This is a genomic window from Streptomyces sp. NPDC001204 (assembly GCF_053598035.1).
This window is the reverse complement of the sequence record NZ_JBSFJL010000019.1, coordinates 1-21,614: the sequence shown is the minus strand read 5'-3', so window position 1 is coordinate 21,614 and position 21,614 is coordinate 1. Positions and strand designations below refer to the sequence as shown.

General features: G+C 70.5%; 21 protein-coding genes and 1 pseudogene. 11 read left to right on the top strand and 11 right to left on the bottom strand.

Translation table 11 applies throughout. The features are described from left to right. Positions 1 to 21: 21 nt before the first annotated feature. Both ACWC91_RS24465 and ACWC91_RS24460 read right to left on the bottom strand, forming a co-directional pair. On the bottom strand, positions 22 to 258 hold the full coding sequence (locus ACWC91_RS24465; RefSeq protein WP_450644086.1) for a ferredoxin: 237 nt from the start codon (positions 256 to 258) through the stop codon (positions 22 to 24). 5 nt (positions 259 to 263) lie between these two features. After that, positions 264 to 1,478: a cytochrome P450 gene (locus ACWC91_RS24460; RefSeq protein WP_450644084.1), complete on the bottom strand. Its 1,215-nt coding sequence runs from the start codon at positions 1,476 to 1,478 to the stop codon at positions 264 to 266. Positions 1,479 to 2,779: 1,301 nt separating this feature from the next. On the opposite strand from ACWC91_RS24460, the gene ACWC91_RS24455 reads away from it, so the two are divergent. Next, positions 2,780 to 4,102 carry a M20 metallopeptidase family protein gene (locus tag ACWC91_RS24455; protein ID WP_450643704.1) on the top strand — a complete coding sequence of 441 codons (1,323 nt, stop codon included), beginning with the start codon at positions 2,780 to 2,782 and terminating at the stop codon, positions 4,100 to 4,102. Positions 4,103 to 4,214: 112 nt separating this feature from the next. Here the strand turns inward: ACWC91_RS24455 and ACWC91_RS24450 are convergent, their stop codons facing one another. Continuing rightward, a complete protein-coding gene (locus ACWC91_RS24450; RefSeq protein ID WP_450643703.1) occupies positions 4,215 to 4,592 on the bottom strand; it encodes a hypothetical protein in 378 nt (125 codons plus the stop codon). A 287-nt stretch (positions 4,593 to 4,879) separates the two neighbouring features. Here ACWC91_RS24450 and ACWC91_RS24445 point away from each other — a divergent pair, with 287 nt between their 5' ends. Continuing rightward, positions 4,880 to 6,838, top strand: a complete 1,959-nt coding sequence (locus ACWC91_RS24445; protein ID WP_450643702.1) for a hypothetical protein — start codon at positions 4,880 to 4,882, stop codon at positions 6,836 to 6,838. Between the two features lie 234 nt (positions 6,839 to 7,072). On the opposite strand, the pseudogene ACWC91_RS24440 reads toward ACWC91_RS24445, so the two are convergent. Continuing rightward, a pseudogene (locus tag ACWC91_RS24440) lies at positions 7,073 to 7,216 on the bottom strand (IS5/IS1182 family transposase); the annotation flags it as partial. A gap of 286 nt (positions 7,217 to 7,502) precedes the next feature. Here ACWC91_RS24440 and ACWC91_RS24435 point away from each other — a divergent pair. Beyond that, positions 7,503 to 8,246: a hypothetical protein gene (locus ACWC91_RS24435; protein WP_225080903.1), complete on the top strand. Its 744-nt coding sequence runs from the start codon at positions 7,503 to 7,505 to the stop codon at positions 8,244 to 8,246. After that, complete coding sequence (locus ACWC91_RS24430; RefSeq protein ID WP_450643701.1) at positions 8,246 to 8,941, top strand: hypothetical protein; 696 nt, start codon at positions 8,246 to 8,248, stop codon at positions 8,939 to 8,941. The genes ACWC91_RS24435 and ACWC91_RS24430 overlap by 1 nt, the downstream gene beginning before the upstream one ends. 231 nt (positions 8,942 to 9,172) lie before the next feature. Here ACWC91_RS24430 and ACWC91_RS24425 read toward each other — a convergent pair whose 3' ends face one another. The 3 genes from ACWC91_RS24425 to ACWC91_RS24415 all read right to left on the bottom strand — a co-directional run bounded on the left by ACWC91_RS24425 (position 9,173) and on the right by ACWC91_RS24415 (position 11,536). Then, complete coding sequence (locus ACWC91_RS24425; RefSeq protein WP_225080905.1) at positions 9,173 to 9,424, bottom strand: hypothetical protein; 252 nt, start codon at positions 9,422 to 9,424, stop codon at positions 9,173 to 9,175. Between the two features lie 27 nt (positions 9,425 to 9,451). Beyond that, positions 9,452 to 9,634: a hypothetical protein gene (locus ACWC91_RS24420; RefSeq protein WP_401781250.1), complete on the bottom strand. Its 183-nt coding sequence runs from the start codon at positions 9,632 to 9,634 to the stop codon at positions 9,452 to 9,454. A 480-nt stretch (positions 9,635 to 10,114) separates the two neighbouring features. Next, positions 10,115 to 11,536, bottom strand: a complete 1,422-nt coding sequence (locus tag ACWC91_RS24415) for a DEAD/DEAH box helicase (protein ID WP_450643700.1) — start codon at positions 11,534 to 11,536, stop codon at positions 10,115 to 10,117. Between the two features lie 157 nt (positions 11,537 to 11,693). On the opposite strand from ACWC91_RS24415, the gene ACWC91_RS24410 reads away from it, so the two are divergent. From ACWC91_RS24410 to ACWC91_RS24390, 5 genes are all read left to right on the top strand, one after another. Continuing rightward, the gene (locus ACWC91_RS24410; RefSeq protein ID WP_376504822.1) at positions 11,694 to 11,834 is read left to right on the top strand and encodes a hypothetical protein; all 141 of its coding nucleotides are present in this window, start codon (positions 11,694 to 11,696) and stop codon (positions 11,832 to 11,834) included. Positions 11,835 to 12,580: 746 nt separating this feature from the next. Then, positions 12,581 to 12,733 (top strand): hypothetical protein, encoded by a 153-nt coding sequence (locus tag ACWC91_RS24405; RefSeq protein ID WP_281156868.1) that lies wholly within the window; start codon positions 12,581 to 12,583, stop codon positions 12,731 to 12,733. 23 nt (positions 12,734 to 12,756) lie between these two features. After that, entirely contained in the window at positions 12,757 to 14,718 is a 1,962-nt protein-coding gene (locus ACWC91_RS24400; RefSeq protein WP_376504811.1) for an ATP-binding cassette domain-containing protein, read from the top strand. Continuing rightward, positions 14,715 to 16,823 (top strand): NUDIX domain-containing protein, encoded by a 2,109-nt coding sequence (locus ACWC91_RS24395; protein WP_450643699.1) that lies wholly within the window; start codon positions 14,715 to 14,717, stop codon positions 16,821 to 16,823. Before ACWC91_RS24400 ends, ACWC91_RS24395 begins: the two co-directional genes overlap by 4 nt. Next, complete coding sequence (locus ACWC91_RS24390) at positions 16,820 to 17,395, top strand: class I SAM-dependent methyltransferase (RefSeq protein ID WP_450643698.1); 576 nt, start codon at positions 16,820 to 16,822, stop codon at positions 17,393 to 17,395. Before ACWC91_RS24395 ends, ACWC91_RS24390 begins: the two co-directional genes overlap by 4 nt. Positions 17,396 to 17,488: 93 nt before the next feature. Here the strand turns inward: ACWC91_RS24390 and ACWC91_RS24385 are convergent, their stop codons facing one another. Then, a complete protein-coding gene (locus ACWC91_RS24385; protein ID WP_450643697.1) occupies positions 17,489 to 17,818 on the bottom strand; it encodes a branched-chain amino acid transporter permease in 330 nt (109 codons plus the stop codon). Continuing rightward, complete coding sequence (locus tag ACWC91_RS24380; RefSeq protein ID WP_450643696.1) at positions 17,811 to 18,560, bottom strand: AzlC family ABC transporter permease; 750 nt, start codon at positions 18,558 to 18,560, stop codon at positions 17,811 to 17,813. Before ACWC91_RS24380 ends, ACWC91_RS24385 begins: the two co-directional genes overlap by 8 nt. 63 nt (positions 18,561 to 18,623) lie before the next feature. On the opposite strand from ACWC91_RS24380, the gene ACWC91_RS24375 reads away from it, so the two are divergent. Further along, positions 18,624 to 19,082, top strand: coding sequence for an Lrp/AsnC family transcriptional regulator (locus tag ACWC91_RS24375; protein ID WP_281156874.1), 459 nt, complete (start codon positions 18,624 to 18,626; stop codon positions 19,080 to 19,082). Between the two features lie 136 nt (positions 19,083 to 19,218). Here the strand turns inward: ACWC91_RS24375 and ACWC91_RS24370 are convergent, their stop codons facing one another. Continuing rightward, positions 19,219 to 19,497, bottom strand: a complete 279-nt coding sequence (locus ACWC91_RS24370) for a PucR family transcriptional regulator (protein WP_450643695.1) — start codon at positions 19,495 to 19,497, stop codon at positions 19,219 to 19,221. Next, positions 19,491 to 20,003: a hypothetical protein gene (locus ACWC91_RS24365; protein ID WP_450643694.1), complete on the bottom strand. Its 513-nt coding sequence runs from the start codon at positions 20,001 to 20,003 to the stop codon at positions 19,491 to 19,493. Before ACWC91_RS24365 ends, ACWC91_RS24370 begins: the two co-directional genes overlap by 7 nt. Position 20,004: 1 nt before the next feature. Here ACWC91_RS24365 and ACWC91_RS24360 point away from each other — a divergent pair, with 1 nt between their 5' ends. Continuing rightward, entirely contained in the window at positions 20,005 to 21,192 is a 1,188-nt protein-coding gene (locus ACWC91_RS24360; protein WP_450643693.1) for an aminotransferase class I/II-fold pyridoxal phosphate-dependent enzyme, read from the top strand. Positions 21,193 to 21,614: the final 422 nt, after the last annotated feature.

The following is a 21,614-nucleotide window of genomic DNA, read 5'->3' as shown; positions in this document are numbered from 1 at the left end:
GGCATTCTGATGGCGGGCGGGTCACTCGCCGTGCACGTGGATGGCGCCGGCTGGGCACAGGGCGGCGGCCTGCCGCGTGCGGGAGTGATCTGCCAGTGGCGGCTCGGCGTCGAGGACGATGACCTTGCCGTCGTCGCTCTGGTCGAACACGGCGGGCGCGCTCAGGGTGCACTGGCCAGAGGCGACGCATCGGTCGGTGTCGGTTTCCCGGTGCATGCTCTGCTTCTCCTCGTCCGTCACGGCGTGGTCGTCAGGCAAGCGTGTCACCAAAGGACGGGGACGGTGCTCACACCACCGGCCAGCCGTTCGGTGTGGTCAGGGAGGGTGTGAGGGTCGACGGCGAGGTGCAGGCGGGGCATACGGCGGAAGAGGGCGGTGAAGGCGATGCGCATCTCGGTGCGGGCCAGGGCGTTGCCGATGCAGTAGTGGCCGCCGTGGCCGAAGGCCAGGTGTGCGTTGGGGGTGCGTGAGGGGTTGAAGGTCTCCGGGGCTTCGAACCTCTTCGCGTCACGGTTGGCGGAGTTGATCGCGACGAGGACGGCGTCGCCCCGGGCGATGACGTCCTTGCCGATGGTGACGTCTTCGCGGGCGTAACGCATCAGGCCGAGCCCGCCGGGTGCGGCCATGCGCAGGATCTCCTCGACGGTGGCCTGCACCTGCGCTGCGGGGTCGGCGGCGAAGCGGTCTCGGCGAGCGGGATCACTGAGCAGGAACATCACGCCGAAGTCGATGCGGGTCGAGGTGGTCTCGTGGCCGGCGAACAGCAGGCCCGCTGCCAGGCGGGTCATGTCGTCCTCGGTAAAGGTCGCGTCCTCGGCCTGGACCTTCAGGATGTCGGTGATGACGTCCTCGCCGGGCGAGAGGCGCTTTTCCTTGGCGAGCGTTGCGACGTACGCCTGGAACTCCGCCATGGCCGCCTGCCCGTCAGCCCCGCCGTGAAGGACGCCGATCCGCTCGGACCAGCCGCGCAGCAGGTCCCGGTCGCCGCTCGGCACGCCGAGCAGTTCGCAGATCACCTGGACCGGCAGCGGGAACGAGAGGTGTTCGTGCAGGTTGACCGGCGCATCAGGACGGCTGCGCCGGGCCTCCTCCATGCTGTCGAGGCAGCGCCCGGCCAGGTGCTCGATCCTTGCGCTCAGACACCGCATACGGGGTGCGGTGAAGGCGGGTACGAGCATCCTGCGCATCCGCGCGTGCTCGCGGGCCTCGTCCTCGAACGTGCTGATGGGCCCGGACTGGATCGCGGCCGACGAGATCCTGGACGCGGTCTCTGGCGCGGGGTGCGACTTGCCGAACCGGGGGTCGCCCAGGATCGCGCGGGCCTCGTCGTAGGTGGTCACCAGCCAGGCGGGGTCACCGGCCGGAGTGGTCACCCGGGCCAGTGGCCCCTGCTGGCGCAGGCGCGCAAACAGCGGTGCGAGGTCCAGGGCGTTCGGGCGGGCGAACGGCAACTGCGGTGCGGGGGCGGTCGCGGCCATGAACATCTCCTGGGTGAGGGGTTCGGGCAAGCTGACGGTGCCTGTGCGAGGCGGCCGGACCCGGACGCCCGACCGGCATGGGGGCGCAGGCGGGGACGCATCCGGAGAGAGCCGGGCCGCCTCCGACGCGGCCCGCCGGCACCCGTTGCCCTGACACGACCCACTCCCTTTAACTGATACTCGACTATCTGTTATGGGGGTGCAACACGGCCGTCACCCATGTGGCACGGGCAGGGGGATTTTCAGCCGCACACGCCTTGCGCCTGCCGACCGTTGCGGTCGGCAGGCGCAAGGGCGGGCTGCGCGGGGTCAACGGCCTCTACGATCGCGTGGCGGCCTTCGTCGAGAGCGCCCACAGGCGAGCGGCGCCGGCGCCGTCGAGCGCGTAGTCGGCGACTCCCCGTGAAGGTTGTCCGGATGTAGCAGTTCCGCTTCCTGGCAGTCTTCGAAGTACTGGCCCGTGACGCCTTCGGTGTGCGGGGAGACAGCGAGCAGGACGAAGGTGGCCGCGCCTTGTTCCGCTGTCTTCCAGGGCAGGGCGGGAGAGCCGCTGCCGGCATTGCGGGCGAGGAGAGCTGGATCGACGTGGCGCACCGGCTGCTGATCGCCACGGAACGTGCAGGCACTGGCCGCCCGTGACCCGAGCGGATCGCGCTGCCACCTGTTCCCCGCGTTGTCTGGAGAAGCTGGCGGCGTCTGGTTACATCGGCCGCTCCACCATCGCGGCGCTCGGGGACCTGCGGGCTGCAGTCGAGCCGGTGCATCAGCCTCGTGGCGCCCGAGACGCTGCAAGCCTGCCGCCGCGCAACGGATGACACCTGCGGAGCGCCTCCCGGACGCGCCGGTCGTCCCCCCGGTGACGGCCCGGCGCAGCCGGTCGGCGAGGTCGGCTCGCTCCTGGTCGGTGCAGAACGAGGACTCCATTGATGGAAAGCGAGGACCTCGAACTGCTGGCGCTCGTAGAGCGCCCTGCGAGGCGGACGAGCCAGGCTACGACCAGGTGCGCTGCCTAACGCAGCGTGCCAGCTGCCACTGGTCGCAGCGTGGAAGTACACCCCGTCCTGGGCCCTTGTCAGCCGACAGGACATGACCATCAACCCGGACCAGGAACGCTTCGAGGCCAAGCGCGGCTACTCCCCCACCCGGAGCCGCTGCGCCTCCGGTCACCCAATCCTGCGCCCAGGGGTGTGGTTACCCCCACTCCCCCATGGTGGCTGGCCGGATGGGCAGCGGCATCAGCGTCGGCGATCGTGTGTCCCGGGAAACCACGTGAGCCGAAGGGGGAGACAGTGATTCGTCGCATGGAACGCGCTCTCACGCGCCGCACGCTACTGGCCGGCGCAGCGGCGGCCGGAGTGGGAACGGTGTTTGCAGGCGCGGGGAAGGCCGTGGCCGGCGGGTGGGGAGGGCCGGTGAGACAGGCGGCGGTGGTCGCCGAAACGGCGCGTCTGGAGCGCGCGTTGATCGAGTTGCGGCGGGACATCCACAGGCACCCCGAAGCCCCGGGGCGGGAGCAGCGCACGGCCGCTGTGGTGGCCCGGGAACTGCGGGCGGCGGGGCTGACCGTCACCACCGGGGTGGCCGGCCATGGTGTCGTCGGTGTCCTGCGGGGTACGTGTCCGGGCCGGACCGTTGCCTATCGGGCGGACATGGACGCGGTTCCGCCCACAGACATCGTCGGGACGGGTCCCGCGCCGGCCCACGTCTGCGGCCACGACGTCCACACCGCGGTGGGTATCGGCGTCGCCCAGGTCCTGGCACGGCTGCGGCAGCAGTTGAGCGGAACAGCGGTCTTCCTTTTCCAGCCTGCGGAGGAGACTCTGTCCGGCGCCCGCGCACTGATCGACGCGGGCGTGTTGGAACGTATGGGCATCGAGGAGATCCACGCGCTGCACTGCGGGCCGTTCCCGGTCGGCCAGTTCGCTGTGACTCCGGGCTACGGGATGCCGGGCCAGGACAAGGCGGAGGTATCCCTTTCCGGGCCGGACGCACTCGATGCCGCGCGGCGCCTGGCCGTCGACATCGGCGCGCTTGCAACGGTGGCGCTGCCGCAGACCCCAGCGGACCTGGAGCGCATCGTCGCCGACGCCAAGACGCCCAACGGTCCGCTGGCCCAGTTCGTAGCCGTCCGCGCCACAGCCCAGGAGGCCACGGTGAAGGTGTCCTATCGCTGCTGGCCGCCGGAGCGGTACGTGGAGGTCCGCGAGGACATCCGCCGAGCGAGCCTGCCGTACGCGGGGGCCGCGACGCGCTTCCCCGCCGAGCCGTTCCCGGCCATGGTCTGCCCAGCGCGCGACGCCAACCTGCTCGCCCGTCACCTACGCCATACCGTCGGCCGTGACACGGTCACCGAGCTTCGTGCCGCCTTCCCGCCCTTCAGCGGCGAGGACTTCGCCCTCTACTTGGACCGGATCCCCGGTACATACACGTTTCTCGGCGTCCGTGCTCCTGGAGCAGCCATCACGACGAGCTACCCGCATTATCCCGACTTCTCCCCGGATGAGCGCGCCATCGGCGTCGGCGTACGGGCGATGGCCGGCTGGATCGCGGAGCGCACCCACGGGACGCAGGGCCTGCCAGGCGGATTCAGGGATGCCGGGGCTCCGCGCAGGGCGAGGAGCTGATTGCCGTACGTCGCTGAAAACTTGGCGACAGTCGCAGAGCGGGCACGCCGCTGAAATTGACTGGGTGATGTCGGCGTTCGGCTGACGCGCGACGGTCCGGCCGCCCTGCCTTTCAGCGGCGGGACGGTTGCTGGCGCTCGATGCGGTTGAGGTCGTCGGCGAGAAGGTCACGGTGTCTGATGGTGAAATCCCCGTTGAGCAGGCTCTGTTCGCGGCCGTAGTACCGACCCACGACGGCGGCGGCGGGGAGGAAAGCGCGCAGGCTGTGGCGCATGTCCTGCGGGTAGTCGACGGATTCACCCCAGCCGGTGGGAGCCTGATCGGTGGAGAGCAGCACCCAGTGGTCCACGGGCACGGGGGTGTCGAGATCCGGCGCCGCCCCGGTGCGGCTGTCCAGTGCCGGCACGGTCAGCCGGTCGGGGTCGAGGGGCGGGTACCACAGCAGCAGGGGCTTGGCGCATCGCGCGCTGGCGTTGTCGAAGCAGCACACGGCGATGGTGTGGTCGCCGGGCGCTCCCGCGGTGGGTTCGCAGGGCCGGACACCATGGCGGTGGTGCGCTGAGCGGAGCGCATCTTGGTCCGTACAGGATGGCCGGCACCCGGCGGCATGGTCCGCTACTTCGTCCTGTCATCATGACCACGGCGCGGGAGCGGTGGCGTCGTGATCCGCATGAGGGCATCTACGCCTTGTGTCCTCCGCCGGTGCTGCGCCCCCCTCGCTCCGATGTGCGCGAGCATGCCGGGCGCAAGACGCGCTCGCCTGAGACAGGAGCCGTAATGGCACTGAAGATACGCAGACCGAAGACTGTCGCCGTGGCGCTCGCCGCCACCGTGGCCGCGGTCTCGTCGGGCATCGCCCTTCCCTCTGCCGCCGCCGGGTACACCGCGTCGGCGGGGCCGTGGAGCACCGCCGTCGCCCTGACCGGAGCGGACGGCCAGCAGACTCTCATCGATGTCCAGGTGGCCGGTGACGGCACCGCGTTCGCGCTGTGGCGGGACAAGGCCGCCGGGGCCGGCGGTTGGGATTTCCGGACCGCCGTCCGGCCTGCAGGCAGAGCGACGTGGAGTGCGCCGCACACCCTGGCGACCGGACGTGACAAGAGTTCCGCGGCCGTCCTTGCCGTGAGCGCCGACGGGCGGGCCGTGGTGACCTGGCTGGACGGCAGTGGTGCAGACGGTTCGCTGGTCGCCCTGGCCGTCGGCTGGAACCCGGCGACGGCAGCCTGGTCCGCCCCGGCCACGCTCGCCGCCTGGGACGGCCTGGACATGTCCACGCCCCGCCTGGCCGCGGCGGCCGACGGCACCTTCACCGCCGTATGGGACCAGGGCGACGGGTACCGGAACTACGATGTGAGGACCGCTTCCCTCGCCCCCGGCGACCGGGTGTGGTCCGCACCCCGGACGCTGGGCTCCACCACCACCGGATCCATCTGGAGCATCGACCTCGCGGTGGCCCCCGGCGGAGCCGCCACCGCGGTCTGGGATGAACTCAACCGCTTCACCTACGAGCACACGGTCTCCACTGCCACCCGCACCTCGGCCCAGACCAGTTGGAGCAGCGCCTCCGTGCTGCCCGGCACCGACGCCACGTCCAGCGACATACAGGTGGCGATGGACGCCAAGAGCGCCACCACCGTGCTGTGGCGCAACGGCGCCGACGACCTCAAATCCGCCACCCGTACCGCTCCTTCGGGCAATTGGGGTGCCGCTCAGACCGCCGTTTCCGCCATCGACTACAGCGCCGGGAGCGAACCGCTGGCCGCGCCCAACGGTGACGTCACCTACGTGTGGACGGGCTGGAGCCGCACCGCCGGTACCCCCGTTGTGCAGACCGTGACCCGCACCGCGAGCACCGGGACCTGGTCCGCGCCGAAGACGCTGTCCACCGGCTACGTCAACTGGCAGGTGGACGCCTCCATCGGCGCTGACGGAACCGTGCAGGTCGTGTGGCCGCAGGTGCCGAGCATCGACAACGGCGACGACAACTACCTTGAGTGGGCGGTACGCGCCGACGGCTCCTGGAGCAAGGCCACCGCTCTGAACAGCACGCCCGTCGCCGCCGTCCCCAACACCGACGCCCTCGCCGGCGAGGTGGCTGCCGGACCGGACGGCCGGGCCACGGTGCTGTGGCGCAAGGCCGAGTACACCGGCAGCGGCGGCTACACCTCCCAGGTGTGGTCCCAGTCGCAGACCCTGCAGACCAAGCCGCAGATCACCACCAACGCTGCGGTGAGCGGAACGGCCCGAACCGGCTCCACCCTCACCTGCTCCGCCGCCTGGAACGGCACCAACACCAAGGCCACCTGGTCCTGGCTGCGCGACGGCGCGGTCATCTCCGGCGCCACCGCCAAGACCCGCGCCCTCACCTCTGCCGACTACGCCCACAAGGTGTCGTGCCGGGTCACGGTCAGCAACGGCGCGGGCTCCGTCGCTTCCACCTCCCCTGCGCTGAAGGTCGCGGTCGGCCCCGCCCTGAAGGCCACCACCGCGCCGTCGATCTCCGGCTCCGCCAAGGTCGGCTACAAGCTGACGGCTGCCCGCGGCACTTGGTCGCCGTCCGCCACTTCCTACACGTACCAGTGGAAGCGCAACGGCAAGTCCGTCAGCGGCGCGACCAAGTCCACCTACGTCCTGGTGAAGGCCGACCGTGGCCAGAAGGTCACGGTCAAGATCACCGCCCACCGCAACGGCTGGGCCAACGGCACGGCCACCACCAAGCCCGTCACCGTGCGCTGACCCGACGCGGGCCGGTACCGCCGGCCCGCGTCCGCCGATCCGGAACCCGGTCGACTCAGAGGTGGTGGTGGCCAGCATTCAACTCACCTATGAGAGTGCGGAACGTGAGCTCTTGTCCGTTTCGTGGTTGAGGTTGGGGAAGGATCGCTGCTCGCGGGTGGGGGCCCTCAGGCGTCGGGGCGGGCGAACAAGCCGGGTTCGGGTTCGATGAGGATGCCCCGGCTGAACAGGCGTCGCGTTCACGATCTCCCGCATCGCATACTTCCCCTGATGCCCGCTGACTGACCGATGCCAGGCCTTCCATGCCGTGATCACGGGTTCGACGAGCTCCCACTGCTCATCCGTGAGATCGCTCGGTTCCGGGTTGCGCATGCTCATGCCACCACCCAAACGAACCCCGAACTCCTGACCGGCAGCGATGCCCCAACGTCACACCATCGAGCGATGACAAGACCGGCAGAACACCACAACCCGCACTCTCAGTCCCGTCCCCGCACACGTACCAGCACTACCGGCTCGTCTTCGACGGCGGTGCGGCGACGCCGGCGAGGTGCAGTTGCCGGCGTGATCGGCCGTCCCGCCCACCGCGCGGCACGGTTGCTCAACACCTCTACGAAGGAGGAGACTTGAGAGCACGTAGCGCGCTGTGACCGACGGGGGTGCGATGAGAGCTCGCGACGCTCTGCGCACCGCCGTCGGCACCACAGCCGCCGCCGGGCTCGGCGTGGTTCTGTTGTGGGCCTCGGACAAGACGCCGGGCTGGCTGGCCCCCGCGCTGACCGCCGTGATCACGGGCGTGGCGGTGGAGAAGCTGGCCGAGGTTCTCGGCCGTCGCCGCGCACCGGCCACAGACGGTCCCGGTTCCGGCACGGGTACTGGTTCCGGTACCCGTGACCCGTTGCCCGCCGGACCGCCCGCACCGCTCGCCTGTCATGTCAAGCTGACCGACACCAGCTTCTTCCACGTGCCCGCGCTCGGCGACGAGCCCGACCGCACCGTGCCCGCCAGCGGTTTCATCCTGCGGCTCACCGTCACCGCGCTCGCGGGCAGGACGGTCGTACTGAGCGCCCTGCGCCCGGTGGTGCTCGAACGGCATCGCCCGCGCGGGTACCTCATGCCGCACGCCGGAGTCGTCTCGCCCCGCCGCTACACCGTCCTCCTCGACCCCGACCCTCCCCGTCTCAAGCCCCGAGGCGACGACAGGCGCCCCTTCTCGTACAAGGTGAGCCCGGACGATCCCGAGGTCTTCGAGTTGCTCGTCGTCGCCGAACACTCCTACGTGGTCTGGACTTTGGAGCTCGACTGGATCTGCGAGGACCGACAGGGGACGACGCTGATCGACCTTGCGGGACACCCCTTCCGCACGATGGCCAGGCCGCCCCGCGGCACGGAATGGAGCGTGAGCTGATGCCACCCACCCGCAGGCCGTCCGGCGTCACCGCGCCCGACGACGGTGTCCGGTTCGCCACCCGCGTACTCGGACTGACACACATCAGCGTGCGACTGCTGCCCAGCTCCGAGGTCGGACCCGAGCCACTGGACATCCCCTGCTCCGGCCACAACGTGTATGTCGATCTGATGGCCAACGGTACGGTCCCCGTGGTCCTGCGCGCGCTGCGCGCCGAGGTCGTCTCCCGCGAGGAGTTCCGGCCCGACGGGGTGGTGGTCGCTCCCCTGCCCGGCCCCTCCATCTCCTTCGCCGAGGACCTGGCCGACGCCCGACGCCGAGGCCTGGAGAACTACCAGCCGATGCTCATGCCGGACCACGAGATCCTCTTGGACGAGACACCGCCCGTCGTCCGGACTGCCGTCGGCAACACGGGACACCCGCTCAATCCGAGCTCCGCGCTGCCGCTGACCGTACCCGTGGGCGAGACCCGGCGGGTGGTCGTCGCCCCGCACACCGAGGACCGGCGCCTGCTCACCTGGCGCCTCACGGCCGAGGTGACCTACGCCGGCAGCCACGCCAAACCCGCTTGGACACTGAAGATCACCGCCGAGACCACTATGCGGGTGTTCGCCCCGGACGACCCCGAGGGGCGCTTCAGCCCCGCCCACGACGCCTCCGACCACTGGGCCCCGGTGGACCGGCGACGCCGCTGAACTCGCAACTGTGCCCGCACCCGCGGCCCAGTCGCCCCCAGGGTCCCCACCTCACCGTGGCCCCGACCGCACGGTCCGGCTTTCGCGGGCTTCCAGGTAGCGGCCGCCCTTGATGAGCAGTCCCTGGCCGGCGGCGGCGCCGACCGAGGCGAGCACGGCGACGGGGATCCATGGCGAAGGAACAGGAGCAGGCCACCACCAGCACCGCCGGCGGTGGCCAGTCTGACGCGGCTACGAGCCGAGGCCCGGTCCGACCCAGTCACGGATCACACCGACCTCCACACCTGCGTCGTGGGCAATGTCCTCGGGCGCCACGCCGGCACTCCAGGCAACGAGGACGGCGCGGCGGAGTTCCTCCGCGCGCGTCTCCAACCCGATCTCGGCGGCCTCCCCGGACGCGGCCATCAAGGCAGCCGCGTCCTCGGTCAGCCGTTGGCCCGCCCGGCGGACCGCCAGGCGGGCTTCTTCCTGCGGACCGTTCACCGTCTGCCTCCAAGGGGCCACTGTCGGTCAGTTCTGCACAGCGGACCGGGCGAGCTTGACGCTGAGCCACAGCAGGCTCACCGGCATCCCGATGCCGCAGGCGTCGGCCAGGGCGAGGATCGCCGGTTCGGCGGCCGGCAGCAGCTGCCGCAGGCCGCGCTCGGTGACCGCGGGGACAGGGAAACGGGGCAGCGTGATGGTGATCGTCATGACGCACCTCCGCCTGATCGGCACCCGAGGCGCGCCGGCGGCGAACACGATCACTGCCTGGCGCTTCGCACTTCGAGTCGAGGCAGGCCGTCAGACGGCGACACGCTGACCGCCGGGCGCCTCGGGGGCAACGGAATGGGAGCTGGGACTACTGCTGCAGGGACTCATCCCGTTCACCTCCTCGCGCTAGCAGCGGTCACATCGATCAAGGGCGCAACACACCCCGTCTCATGCTACGACTTCCTGCAACGCGATCTCCTGCCGAAACCTTCCCCAAGAGCCGATACTCCCGGCCAGGATGTTCACTTCTGAGATTGCTTCCAGAGAAGTTGTGGGCAGGTCCGACCTGATCTGGGAGTTTGCTCCGGATCAGGAGCGAGGCCGCCCGTTTCACGCCTCCTGGTGGTCGGCGTGGGTGTGCTCCGTCCGGGGTCGGTCGCGAGGACCGCCGCGAACGCCCGGCAGTCCGGGAAGCCGGGCTCAACCGCCGCGCCGCACCCGGGCCGCCTTGCGGGCCTCCGCGAGCGTGCGGGCCTCGCTGCTCTTGCGGGACGGCCTGCCGCCGGAACCGCCCTTCGCGTCCTTGGTGGTGCCCAGGCCGCGGAACGGGGCGTTGTGGTTCTTGGGGCGCGGTGCGGCGGGCCCGTTGTCGAGAGGCACTCCGGAGGGGGCCTTGGCGCCGGTGATCCGGCTCAGCTCCGCCTCGCCGGACCGCACTTTGGTGACCTTGGGGGCGACGTCGGCGTCCGTCATGATCTGGCTCGTCTCGCGGCGCTGTCCCGACAGGACGAGTGTCACGACGGTGCCGGAGCGGCCGGCCCGGGCCGTGCGGCCCGCGCGGTGCAGATAGTCCTTGGGGTCGGTGGCCGGGTCAACGTTGACCACCAGGTCGAGGTCGTCGACGTGGAGGCCGCGTGCGGCGACGTTCGTCGCAACCAGCGCGGTGACCTGCCCGTTCTTGAACTGGGCCAGGGTCCGGGTGCGCTGCGGCTGGGACTTCCCGCTGTGCAAGGCGGCGGCGGCCACGCCGCTGGCCCGCAGATGCCGGGTGAGCTGGTCAACGCCGTGCTTGGTGTCCAGGAACAGCAGGACGCGGCCGTCCCGGGCGGCGATCTCCGTGGTCACCGCGTACCGGTCCGGGCCGTGCACGACGAAGACGTGGTGCTCGATCGCGGAGACCGCGCTGGACGAGGGGTCCACGGAGTGGACGGCGGGGTCGCGCAGGTAGCTCTGCACCAGCTGGTCGACGTCGCGGTCGAGGGTGGCGGAGAACAGCATGCGCTGCCCGTCGGGACGCACCTGGTCCAGGATCTCGGTGACCTGTGGCAGAAACCCCATGCCACACATCTGGTCGGCCTCGTCCAGGACCGTGATGCGCACCTGTCCCAGTCGGCAGCCCTTGCGCTCGATGAGGTCGTGCAGCCGACCGGGCGTGGCGACGACGATCTCGGCGCCCTCCCGCAGCACGGCGGCCTGTCGTCCGATGGACACTCCGCCCACCACGGTCGCGAGCCGCAGCCGCAGTGCCTCGGCGTACGGGGTGAGCGCCTCACCGACCTGCTGCGCCAGCTCCCTGGTGGGCACCAGAACGAGCGCCAACGGCTCTTTGGACCGCGCGCGCCGCCCGGCCGTCCGGGCGAGCATCCCCAGGCCGAAGGCGAGCGTCTTGCCGGATCCTGTGCGGCCCCGGCCCAGGACGTCCCGTCCCGCGAGCGCGTTCGGCAGCGTCGCCACCTGGACGGGGAAGGGCACGGTCACGTCGTGCTCGTCGAGCGTCCGCAGAACCTCGGCCGGCAGCCCCAGCTGCGCGAAGGACACCGCCGTGGACACCGCCGAAGTGGCGCCCGGCGCGGTGGATACATCGTCCTGCTGCCGGGCATCGGCACGTACTGATTCGCTCACAGAGAGCCTTCCTCCGAAGGGACCGTACCGAGGAAGGCGCGGCGGGGACGCGGCCACCAGCCAGGGACACCGAACGGAGCACCAACACAGCGACGCCGCAAACGGTACACGGTAGCACGGGGCAACCGCCCAGGCCGCCCATGGCCGCACCGCGACGCTGGATCAGTGGGCCGCTCAACTGCACGCCTGGATGGGCCGGTTCCGTGTGCCGGAGCGCGTGCTCCTGGCCGAGGACGACCAGCAACTCCCCCCGACCTGCGTCAGGGCACGCACCTGGACCAGCTGCGCGCCCACCTGAACGCCAGTCCGAACCGCATCGCGACCCTGCACGATGCGCCACCACCAGACGCCGCCGGCTGGATCGACGGCCGGGCCCACAGCCTCGACCTCCCGCTGAAGGCACGCTCATGGCGGCGGCGGCCTTGCCCCGGACGCAGGACCTGTACGAGGCCGCACTCGTGACGGCGTTGCTGCACATCGAGCACGGTGACCTTCCCACTGCACGGCACCCCCTGGCGCAGGCCCGTACCTGGCGCAGGCCATTGCCATCAGCGTCAGCGCCGGCGGCAACGCGTCCCCGTTCCACAGCGCCCCCGCGCTGGAGTTCGTGCTCAGCCGCGCCGGACATGCCGACCGCGACGTGCGCGGTCGTCGCCCGGACCGAAAGAAGGGGCCGCCCACGAAGCGCTGCCACGCTGACGCCTCTCCGCAATCCCCCAGAAGCAGTACCCACACCCACAGGAGTGATCGAACGCAGCATCACAGCGCGCGACCCTCTGCCCTATCAAGGTTGCGCCCGTTAATCGAGATCTCGTTCTAGATTTCGCCCCCGCAGACCCGTAACGGCGACAGGAATCCTTCAGTTATCCGATCACCTATCCGCATCACGCCCTGAGGAGTGCCCATGCGTACCTTGCACCGGCCTGCGTCCGTTCATCCTGTGTTCGAAACCATCGCCGCTCCCTCGGGCACTGCCGTTCGCCCCACTGACGGCGGCATCGGGTTCCCTGCCAGCGCATCGCGACCGGATACGAGGTACCTGGCATGACGAACCTCCCCGGCGTCGACGGACGACTCACCTCCGTGGAGAAACCCCCACCGGACGACCACCTCCACACCGCGGCCATCTTCGCGATGCTCACCCACGGGCCCTCGTACAGGGCGCTGAACCGGCCCGTGCTCGGAGGCGCCCTGTGAAGGGGTTTTTCGGACGCGTGCGGATGGCCGAACCCCGGGTCTCGGATGCGGAACGGGAGCTGTTCGGCGGTCCGTTGCGCTACGACATGGGTTGGTCCGAACACGAGTACGCGCGACTCGACTTGACCATGGTGTCCGCTCTCCGCTCCATGCCGAGGCTGGTCAGGGCGACCTTACGGATGGCGTGGGACGCGGACCGGAGCGCATTGCTCGCCGTCGCGATCAGCGAGATCGGACAAGGGGTCGCGGCGGCAGTCGGATTACTCGCGGTCAACGCCGTCATGCACGCGTTGCTCGGCTCAGGCACTCCGGTGGAGCGATTGCACGCGGTGCTGCCCGGCTTGCTCGCCGCCGCAGGGGCAGCCGTGGTCAACTCGGGTCTGGCCGCATGGTCGACCTCGCGGGCGGGCCGGATGGAGCCTCTGGTCGAGCGGGTCGCCACGACGCAATACCTGGCCGCCGCCGCGTCGGTGGAGCTGGAGGCCATCGAGGATCCGGAGTTCCGGCGGCTGATCGACGTCGCCCAGTACGGCGCGGGATCCGCCCGCCGTATGGTCGGCGCCTGTGTGGCCGCGCTGAACGGGAGCATCTCCCTGATCTCCACCGCCGGCGTGCTCACCGTCCTGCACCCGGCCCTGCTGCCGATGCTGATCCTCATCGCGGCGCCGCGGGGCTGGGGCGCCATGCGCGTGGCACAGGAACGGTACGTGTCGGTGATGAGCTGGATCGAGCACGTACGGGCCGGCCGCCTCATCGGCAACCTGCTCACCGAACGCACCGCCGCGCAGGAAGTCCGCATCCACGCCGTCGGGCCGTTCCTGCTCAGCCGCTACGAGCGCATGGCCGAGAGCGCCGAAGCCGAGCAGGAGCGGCTGGCCTCCAGCAAGGCCGCCACCGAGTGGGTGGCCTCCGCACTGTCCGGCCTGGCCATGGCGGCAACGTACGGGACCATGTTCTGGCTGATCACGAGCGGACACATGAGCCTGGCCGTCGCCGGCACCGCGGTCATCGCCGTCCGCTCCGGATCGGCGAGCCTGGGTGCGCTGGTGATGAACGTGAACCAGTTGCACGAGGAATCGCTCTACGTCCGGGATCACTCCCGTTTCCTGGACGAGGCGACGCGACGGACCATCCCCAGCGGGGGCGATCCCGTACCGGCACGGGTCAGGCAGGTCGCGCTCGCACAGATCACCTACCGCTACCCCGACCGGGAGACTCCCGCCCTGGACGAGGTGTCACTCACGCTGCCCATGGGCTCGGTCACCGCCGTGGTCGGCGAGAACGGCTCCGGCAAGAGCACCCTGATGAAGCTGCTGTCGGGCCTGTTGCTGCCACAGAGCGGGACGGTGCTGTGGGGCGATGCCGAGGTGGCCTGCCTGGACCGCTCCCAGCTCTTCGAGCGTGTCGCCCTGCTCACCCAGGACTTTCAGCGCTGGCCCGTGACAGCGGCGCTGAACATCCGCATCGGCCGGCCCTCCCATCAGGCAGGACCCGAGGACCTTCAGCCGTCCGTCGACTACGCGGGAGCCGGGCCGATCATCGCGAAGCTCCCCGACGGCCTGCAGAGTCTGCTGGCCCGGATGTTCCGCGGCGCCAGCGAACTGTCCGGTGGCGAATGGCAGAAGATCGGCCTTGCCCGCACCCACTGGCGCAGCTCCACCTCCTCGGCGGACAGCGTCCTCATCGTGGACGAGCCCACCTCCGCACTCGACCCGGAAGCCGAGATCGCCGCGTTCGACCGCATCCGCCGGCTCGCCGCGCCGAACCGGGCCGTCGTCCTGGTGACCCACCGCATGTCCGGAGTCCGCCACGCCGACCGCATCTACGTTCTGCACCAGGGTCGTCTGGCTGAGCAGGGCAGCCACGAGGAGCTGATGGCCGCCCGGGGCCGCTACGCCGCGATGTTCGACGCCCAGGCAGCCCAGTACGCCCCGGCACCTCCCATCCCACGCCCCGCCTCACCCACCGCCGCGGAGTCCTCATGACCGCCGTCCCCGAAAGGCCCGCCATGCCGACGCCTCCCACCGACGCCCTCCCGCAGGGCGACACCTGCGCCGTTCTGCGCGACCGCCTGACCGACCGGCTCCTCGCGGCGGGCCACATCCGCACCCCTTCCGTGGAGCACGCCTTCCGCACCGTGCCCCGCCACGCACCCGACGGTCGCGTCAGCAGCTCCGTCTCCGCACCATGGCTGCAGGCCGACATGCTCGAAGCGGCCCGCCTGCGCCCCGGCCACCGCGTCCTGGAGATCGGCTCCGGCGGCTTCAACGCCGCCCTGGCCGCCGAACTCACCGGCCCGACCGGTGCCGTCACCACCGTTGACATCGATGCCGCCGTCACCGAGCGCGCCACGCGCTTCCTCAAGGCCACCGGATACGACCGTGTCCGCGTCGTCACCGCGGACGCCGAGCACCTGCCGCCGGAGGTGGTCCCGGCCGGCGGCTTTGACGCCGTGATCGTGACGGTCGACACCTGGGACCTGCCCTGGCTCGGCCTCGTTGCGGACGGCGGGCGCCTCGTCGCCCCGCTGCGGATCCACCAGTACGTGTGGTCCATCGGCTTCACCAAGCACGCCGACGCCCTGGTCAGCGATGAGCCGATCACCGTATGCGGCTTCGTCCCCATGCAGGGCGCCGGCGCCTGGAACAGCCATCGCCGCACCATCCCAGGACGCGGCATCCACCTCGCCTTCGAAGACGGAACCCCGCTGCCCGTCGAGCAACTCGCCCCAGCCTTCGACACGCCGGCGTCCGAGGTCCGCACGCACGTCACCGTCGGCGGCGAGGAGCCCTTCGATTCCCTCACTCTGTACCTGGCCGGAGCGCTCCCCGGCTTCTGCCGTCTGTCCGTCGATCCGGATCACGACAGTGGCGTCCTCAGTCCGCCGCCCCCGCACTGGCCCGGCGCGGCGATCGTGCGCGGTTCCTCCCTCGCCCGGCTCGTCACAGAGCGGATCGGGGACGGCGAGTGCGGCAAGGGCGTTCACGAATTCGTTGTCCACGGTTACGGGCCCGCAGGTCGGCAGGCCGCGACCGGGATGGCAGAGCGCGTCCAGCACTGGCAGCGCAACCACCGCGCCGCCATCTGCCCACGCATCACGGTCCGCCCCCGCACCCCCGAGCCGACCAGCAGCGGCAGCGCGCACCTCGTCCGGAAAAAGCACACCCTGATCGCGATCGAGTGGCCCGTCATTCCCGGTACCGCCGCCCTGCTCACCAACGACCAGGGCCGCTACCTGCTACACCTGCGCTCCGCGCACAAGCCCATCCGGAACCCCGGCCAATGGTCGCTGCTGGGCGGCAACCCCGAACACGGCGGGACCTGTGGCCAGGCCATCGCACGCGAACTGAGTGAGGAGACCGGCCTGACCGTCCCCGACCTCACGCCCTTCGTCACCCTGGACAGCCTCGATGCCAACGGCGCCCTCAAGCACCGTGTCCTGGTCTACCAGGGCACGCTCAACCGGCCCGCGCACGAGATCGAGCTGAACGAGGGCGTCCAGCTGCGGTGGACCCGCTTCGAGGAGACAGCGGAGATGACCATGGACCCCGGTACCGCGGCCGTCCTGCGCGAGCACCAACGCGCCCCGCGCCCACGCCTGGCGGACGTCGGCACGCCACCGACCATCCAGGTGCGCGAGGCGAGCGGCCGAAGCCGCAGCATCGTCGGCGCCCACCTCGTCCTCCTCCAAGACGGCGCGGTCCTGCTCGGCAGACGCCACCCCGACAGCGCCTTCGCCCCCTCCACCTGGCACCTGCCGGCCGGACACCGCGAGCATGGCGAATCCGCCGCGGCCTGCATGGCTCGTGAGGCAGCCGAGGAGACCGGCCTGACCATCGCCGAAAGTGACCTCACGCTCGTACACACCCTGGACCTGTTGGACCCCGACAGTCCGATCCCCCGCGTCCAGCTCTTCTTCGCCCCCTCCCACTGGCACGGAGAACCCCGCGTCCTCGAACCCGACCGGTGCACCGAGTGGCGGTGGTGGCCACTGAACGCACTGCCCGAGCAGCTCGTCGACTACACCCGCACTGCCCTGGCCGCCATCGCCCAGGGCAAGCCGTACACGCAGATGGGCTGGCCCGCATGAACCGCCCGGCAGACACCCGGATGACGGGCGCGGCGTACTGGGAACCGCTGTGGCAGAGCGGACGGCGATACCGGACCATCAACGAGGCCGAACTCGAAGCGCTGCGCCGCCACCTCGGCCCCGGCCGCGGCCGGCCCGCACTCGACATCGGCTGCGGCGAAGGCGCGCTCACCGCCCAGCTCACCCAGCTCGGCTACCGCACTGCAGGCATCGACTGTTCCCCCACCGCGGTGGCCACTGCCCAAAGCAACCACCCGGATCTCGGCTTCCACGTCCACGACTTCGGCAACGACGACCCCGCAGGTCTGCCCCACCCGTCGTTCAGCGTCATCTCCTGCCGCCTCGTCTACCGATGGATTCCCGACAAGAGCGCCTTCCTCAACCGCGTACGCAGCCTGCTCGCGCCCGGCGGCACACTCTGGGTGGTCGCCTCCGTCCATGACCCCTCACAAGGACATCCCAAGGCATGGGACCTCAACACCGAGGAGATCGAACTGCTCACCACATCGTGGTCACGGGTCCGCCTGACACAGCTCGACCCTTCATTCCACTGCTACGCACTGCAGTCGTGACCGCCGCGGCCGAGGGCGTGGCCGTCGGCGCGGTCGGGGTGCCGTCGGTGGAGGTTGAGCCGGTGGGCAGGGCCGGGTGGTCGGAGTGCGGCTTCAGCGGGCGAAGACCGTGCTGGCCAGGATCACGTGGGCAGTTGTGCCGCCGAGGATGCTCAGCAGCGCATTGCGGCGCCACAGTTGGAGGCCGATGGTGACGGCCAGAGCCATGAGCGGCGCCGCGGCGCGGGCCTCGGTCGCCGGCAGGTCGTGGAGGCAGTAGACGACCAGGATCAGCATGACCCCGGCGGGCATGCGGGTGCTGAGGTAGTGGACAGTGCCGCTTTCACGCAGGGGGGTGAGGGCGGCGAAGGGCAGCGCGCGCAGGCCCCAGGTCACGGCGGCGGCGACGAGGACGGCGGCGATGACGTAACCGGTGTCAGGCATGGCGGGGCTTCCGGGACGTGGTGAGGTGGCGGGCCAGGAGGACGGCGGTGAACAGGGTGAAGGCGGCCAGGAGCATCTGGCCGGGGAAGAGGAGTCGGGCGGCCAGGGCGCTGAGCACGGCCAGGACGGGGGTGGGCACGTCGCCCCGCAGGTCTCGGACGGCGTCGAGGGCGAGGACGGTGAACAGGGCGGTCAGGGCGAAGTCCAGGCCGGTGACGCTGTCGGGGATGAGGGAGCCGAGCAGCGCTCCAGCGGTGGAGCTGCCCGCCCAGTACAGGTGCAGGAAGAACTGCAGCCACAGGATGCGGCGGCTGGACCAGGTGCGGGCCTGCTCGCCGGTGGTCAGCGCGTACGCCTCGTCGCACATCGCGTAGGTGCTGTATGCCTTGCCGAGACGGCCGGTCACGCGGTGCAGGGGGAAGGACAGCGTGTAGAAGACGTGCCGGACGTTCACCAGCAACGCGGAGACCGCGATCGCCGCGAGCGGAGCGGAGCCGGCGACCATGCCGATGAGCAGAAACTCGAACGATCCGCCGAAGATGAGCGCCGCGGACAGCCCCGCCCACCACCAGTCCAGGCCCGACTGCGTCACCAACGCCCCGAAGGCGAGACCGAGCGGAAGAAATCCCAGACCCACGCCGGCGGAGTCCTTCAAAGCCGCACGGACCTCGGACCGTATCGGGGGCGGCAGGGTGGGCGCGGGCCGAGGCTGGCCCCCGGTGACGACAGGGGTTATGTCCATGAGGGAAATTCTAGAAAGAATCCCGCCTCATATGGTTGCCACTTCCCACTCTATGATCAAGGTATGAGCAATGAAATCACCCTCGACGCAGTGGATCGCGAAATTATGTTTCATCTGCGTCAGGACGGACGGCTGACCAACGTCGAGCTGGCCAAGCGGGTCGGCCTGACCCCGCCACCCTGCTTGCGCCGGGTCAAGCGACTGGAAGAAGCCGGCATCATCACCGGGTACCGAGCCGTCATCGACCCCCAGGCCCTGGGCCGCGGCTTGGAGGTCCTCATCGACGTCGAGATCTACGCCCAGGACCGCAAGAGCTTCCAGGAGTTCGAGAACACCGTGGCCTCCTACGAGGAGGTCACCGAGTTCCGCCGCATGTACGGGCGCCCCGACTACTTCCTCCGCGTCGCGGTCGCCGACCACGCCGCCTACGAAGCCTTCCTCACCGAGAAGCTCAGCGGCCTGCCCGCCGTTCTCCGCCTCGAATCCCACCTGACCATGAAGAAGATCAAGACCAACCCCTGATCGCAGCCCTGCCGCTCACCGCATCCTCGGCGCCTTGAAGGGCGATCACGGCGGCATCATCGGCAAGGTGACCGCCGACGTGGGCGAGGAGATCGGCCCGCAGGCGGCGGATCAGTGACGAGGGCTCGCTCTCTTGTCACGATCGGCACAGCAGGGCCGTCCACAGGTCGAGGCGGTCGGTGAGGCGGGACAGGTCGCGGCCGCTGAAGTGCTCGATGCGCTGGATTCGGTAGTGGACGGTATTGACATGCAGGTGTAGGGCCTCGGCGGTACGGGCCCAGGAGCCGTCACAGGCGAGAAAGGTTTGCAGGGTGTGCAGCAGCACGGCGGAGGAGACGCTGCCGGTCTCGAGGAGGGGGCCGAGGACGGTGCGTCTGTAGGCGGTGCGGACCTCGGTCGGTATGCCGGTCAGCAACTGATCGACGCTGGAGAGCGTGGTGACATCGGTGAGCAGGGAGCGTCGGGGGCCGTACTCCGTGCGGAGGCCAGGGCGTAACGGGCCTCGGCCAGGGCTCCAGCCAGCTCCTGCGGCCCCGCGGCCGTCGCCCCGATACCGCCGCGCAGCGGTACGGACGGCTCGCACCCGGCGACCAGGCGCCAGACCTCGCCGGACAAGAAGGGGAAGTCTCCGGGGAGGACGGCGAACGCCGTGCCGTCCGGAAGGCAGCCCACGGCCGCCGCGATGAGTTTCTGGAACGCCTTGAGCAGGACGTCGCGCAGTGGACCGTCCTTGGGGACGACGGCGCCCTGGTAGAGGTCGTCGAACCCGTTGGACTGTCCGGTGCCCGCGAGTTCCAGTTCGCCCTTGGACTGCTGCACGAAGTAGGTCAGCGGCGCCTGGGAGGAGAAGAAGGCGTCCGCGCGGCCGGACTTCACGGCGAGGCGGGCGCTGGCCGGTGAACTCGCCGTCAGTCCCAGCACCGTGGCCGAGGCCTGGGCGGTGCTGCGCCGGCACCGGATGATCGCCACGCTCGGCCGCCGCGGCACGGTGGTCAGCGGACCCCCGTCGGTCCCCCACCCGGTCCGCTTCGAGCGCGTCGGTGACTTCGGCGGCCACCTCACCCTCGATCTCGCGGTGGCCGCACCGGACCCTGCCCTGCTGCCCGGGCTGACCGACGCCCTGCTCGCCGGAGCGCGCACCCCCCGGCTCAACGACTACTCCCGCACCGCCATCACGGACGGCCTGCTCGACGCCGTGCGCGCCACCTGGCCGTTCACCCCCGAGGCGTGGACGGCCGTCGGCGGCGGCTACGAGGGCGTACAACTGCTGTGCCAGGCACTGATCGTGCCCGGTGACCGGGTGATGGTGGAGGACCCGACGCCGGCCCGGCTGCTGGACATCCTCGAAGCCCTGGACGCGCAGGTCCTGCCCATCGACTGCGACGCCGAGGGCCCCCGTCCCGAGGCCCTGGCCCGCGCCCTGGACCAACGGCCCGCACTGTTCCTGCACCAGTCGCGGGCCCAGGTGCCGTGCGGCTGGACGCTGCGCGAGCGGCGGGCGAAGGACCTCGCCGTACTGCTTGAGGCCGCGCCGAACGTCACCGTCGTCGAGGACGACGGCATCGGCCCACTCACCGCGGAACCGGCCGCCAGCATCGGGGCGCATCTACCGCGGCGCACGGCGCTGGTCCGTTCGTACTCCAAGGCGTACGGGCCCGATCTGCGGCTCGGCGTGGTCGGAGGCCCGGCGGAACTGGTCGAACGGGCCCGTGTGCTGCGGACGTTCGGCTCCGGTTGGACCAGCCGCATCCTCCAGGACGCGCTCGCCCATCTGCTCACCGACCCGGCCACCGGCCGACGGGTCGAGGAGGCCGCCCGACGGTACCGGGAGCGCCGCACCGCCCTCGCCGAACGCCTCGCCGGTCATGGCGTGCCCACCCGCAACGAGGACGGGCTGATGCTCTGGGTGCCCGTGGCCGACGAGACCTCCGCGCTGGTCACACTGGCCGTCCGGGGTGTCACCGTCTCGCCGGGCAGCCGGTTCTGCGTCTCCTACGCCCGGCCCCACATCCGGGTCGCCACCAGCAGGCTCTCCGACGACCCGGCCATCCTGGACGACACGGCCGAACTGCTCGCGCTGGCGGCGTCGGCCGCCGACCATCTGCGTTGAACACGTCCGCGACCGGCGGGCGAAGCGCAAATGCCGCGATCCTCACGAGGCCGACAAACTGAGTCTTAGAGGGTGTCTCACGTGGCAAGTTTCGCGAGCTTCTGGTAGCAGGTCAGGGGGGGCGGCCAGGCCGAGGAAGGCGAGGAAGTGCGAGCCCTTTCGTTGTATCGGACGGTGAGGCGGCGGTAGCCGAAGAGCCGGGCGATCGACCGTTCGATCTTCCAGCGGTGCCGACCGAGGCGTTCGCCGGACTCGATGCCGGGCCGCGCGATGCGCGCGACGAGCCCGCGCTCGCGCAGCCAGGCCAGGTGTTCGGTGGAGAAGTACGCCTAATAGGCACGTGGGTTGGCCGCTGGGTCCGCCCAGGCAGGGGCCGATCAAGACGTCTGGGATGTATGCAGCGCCTGGAGTGCTTCGACAAG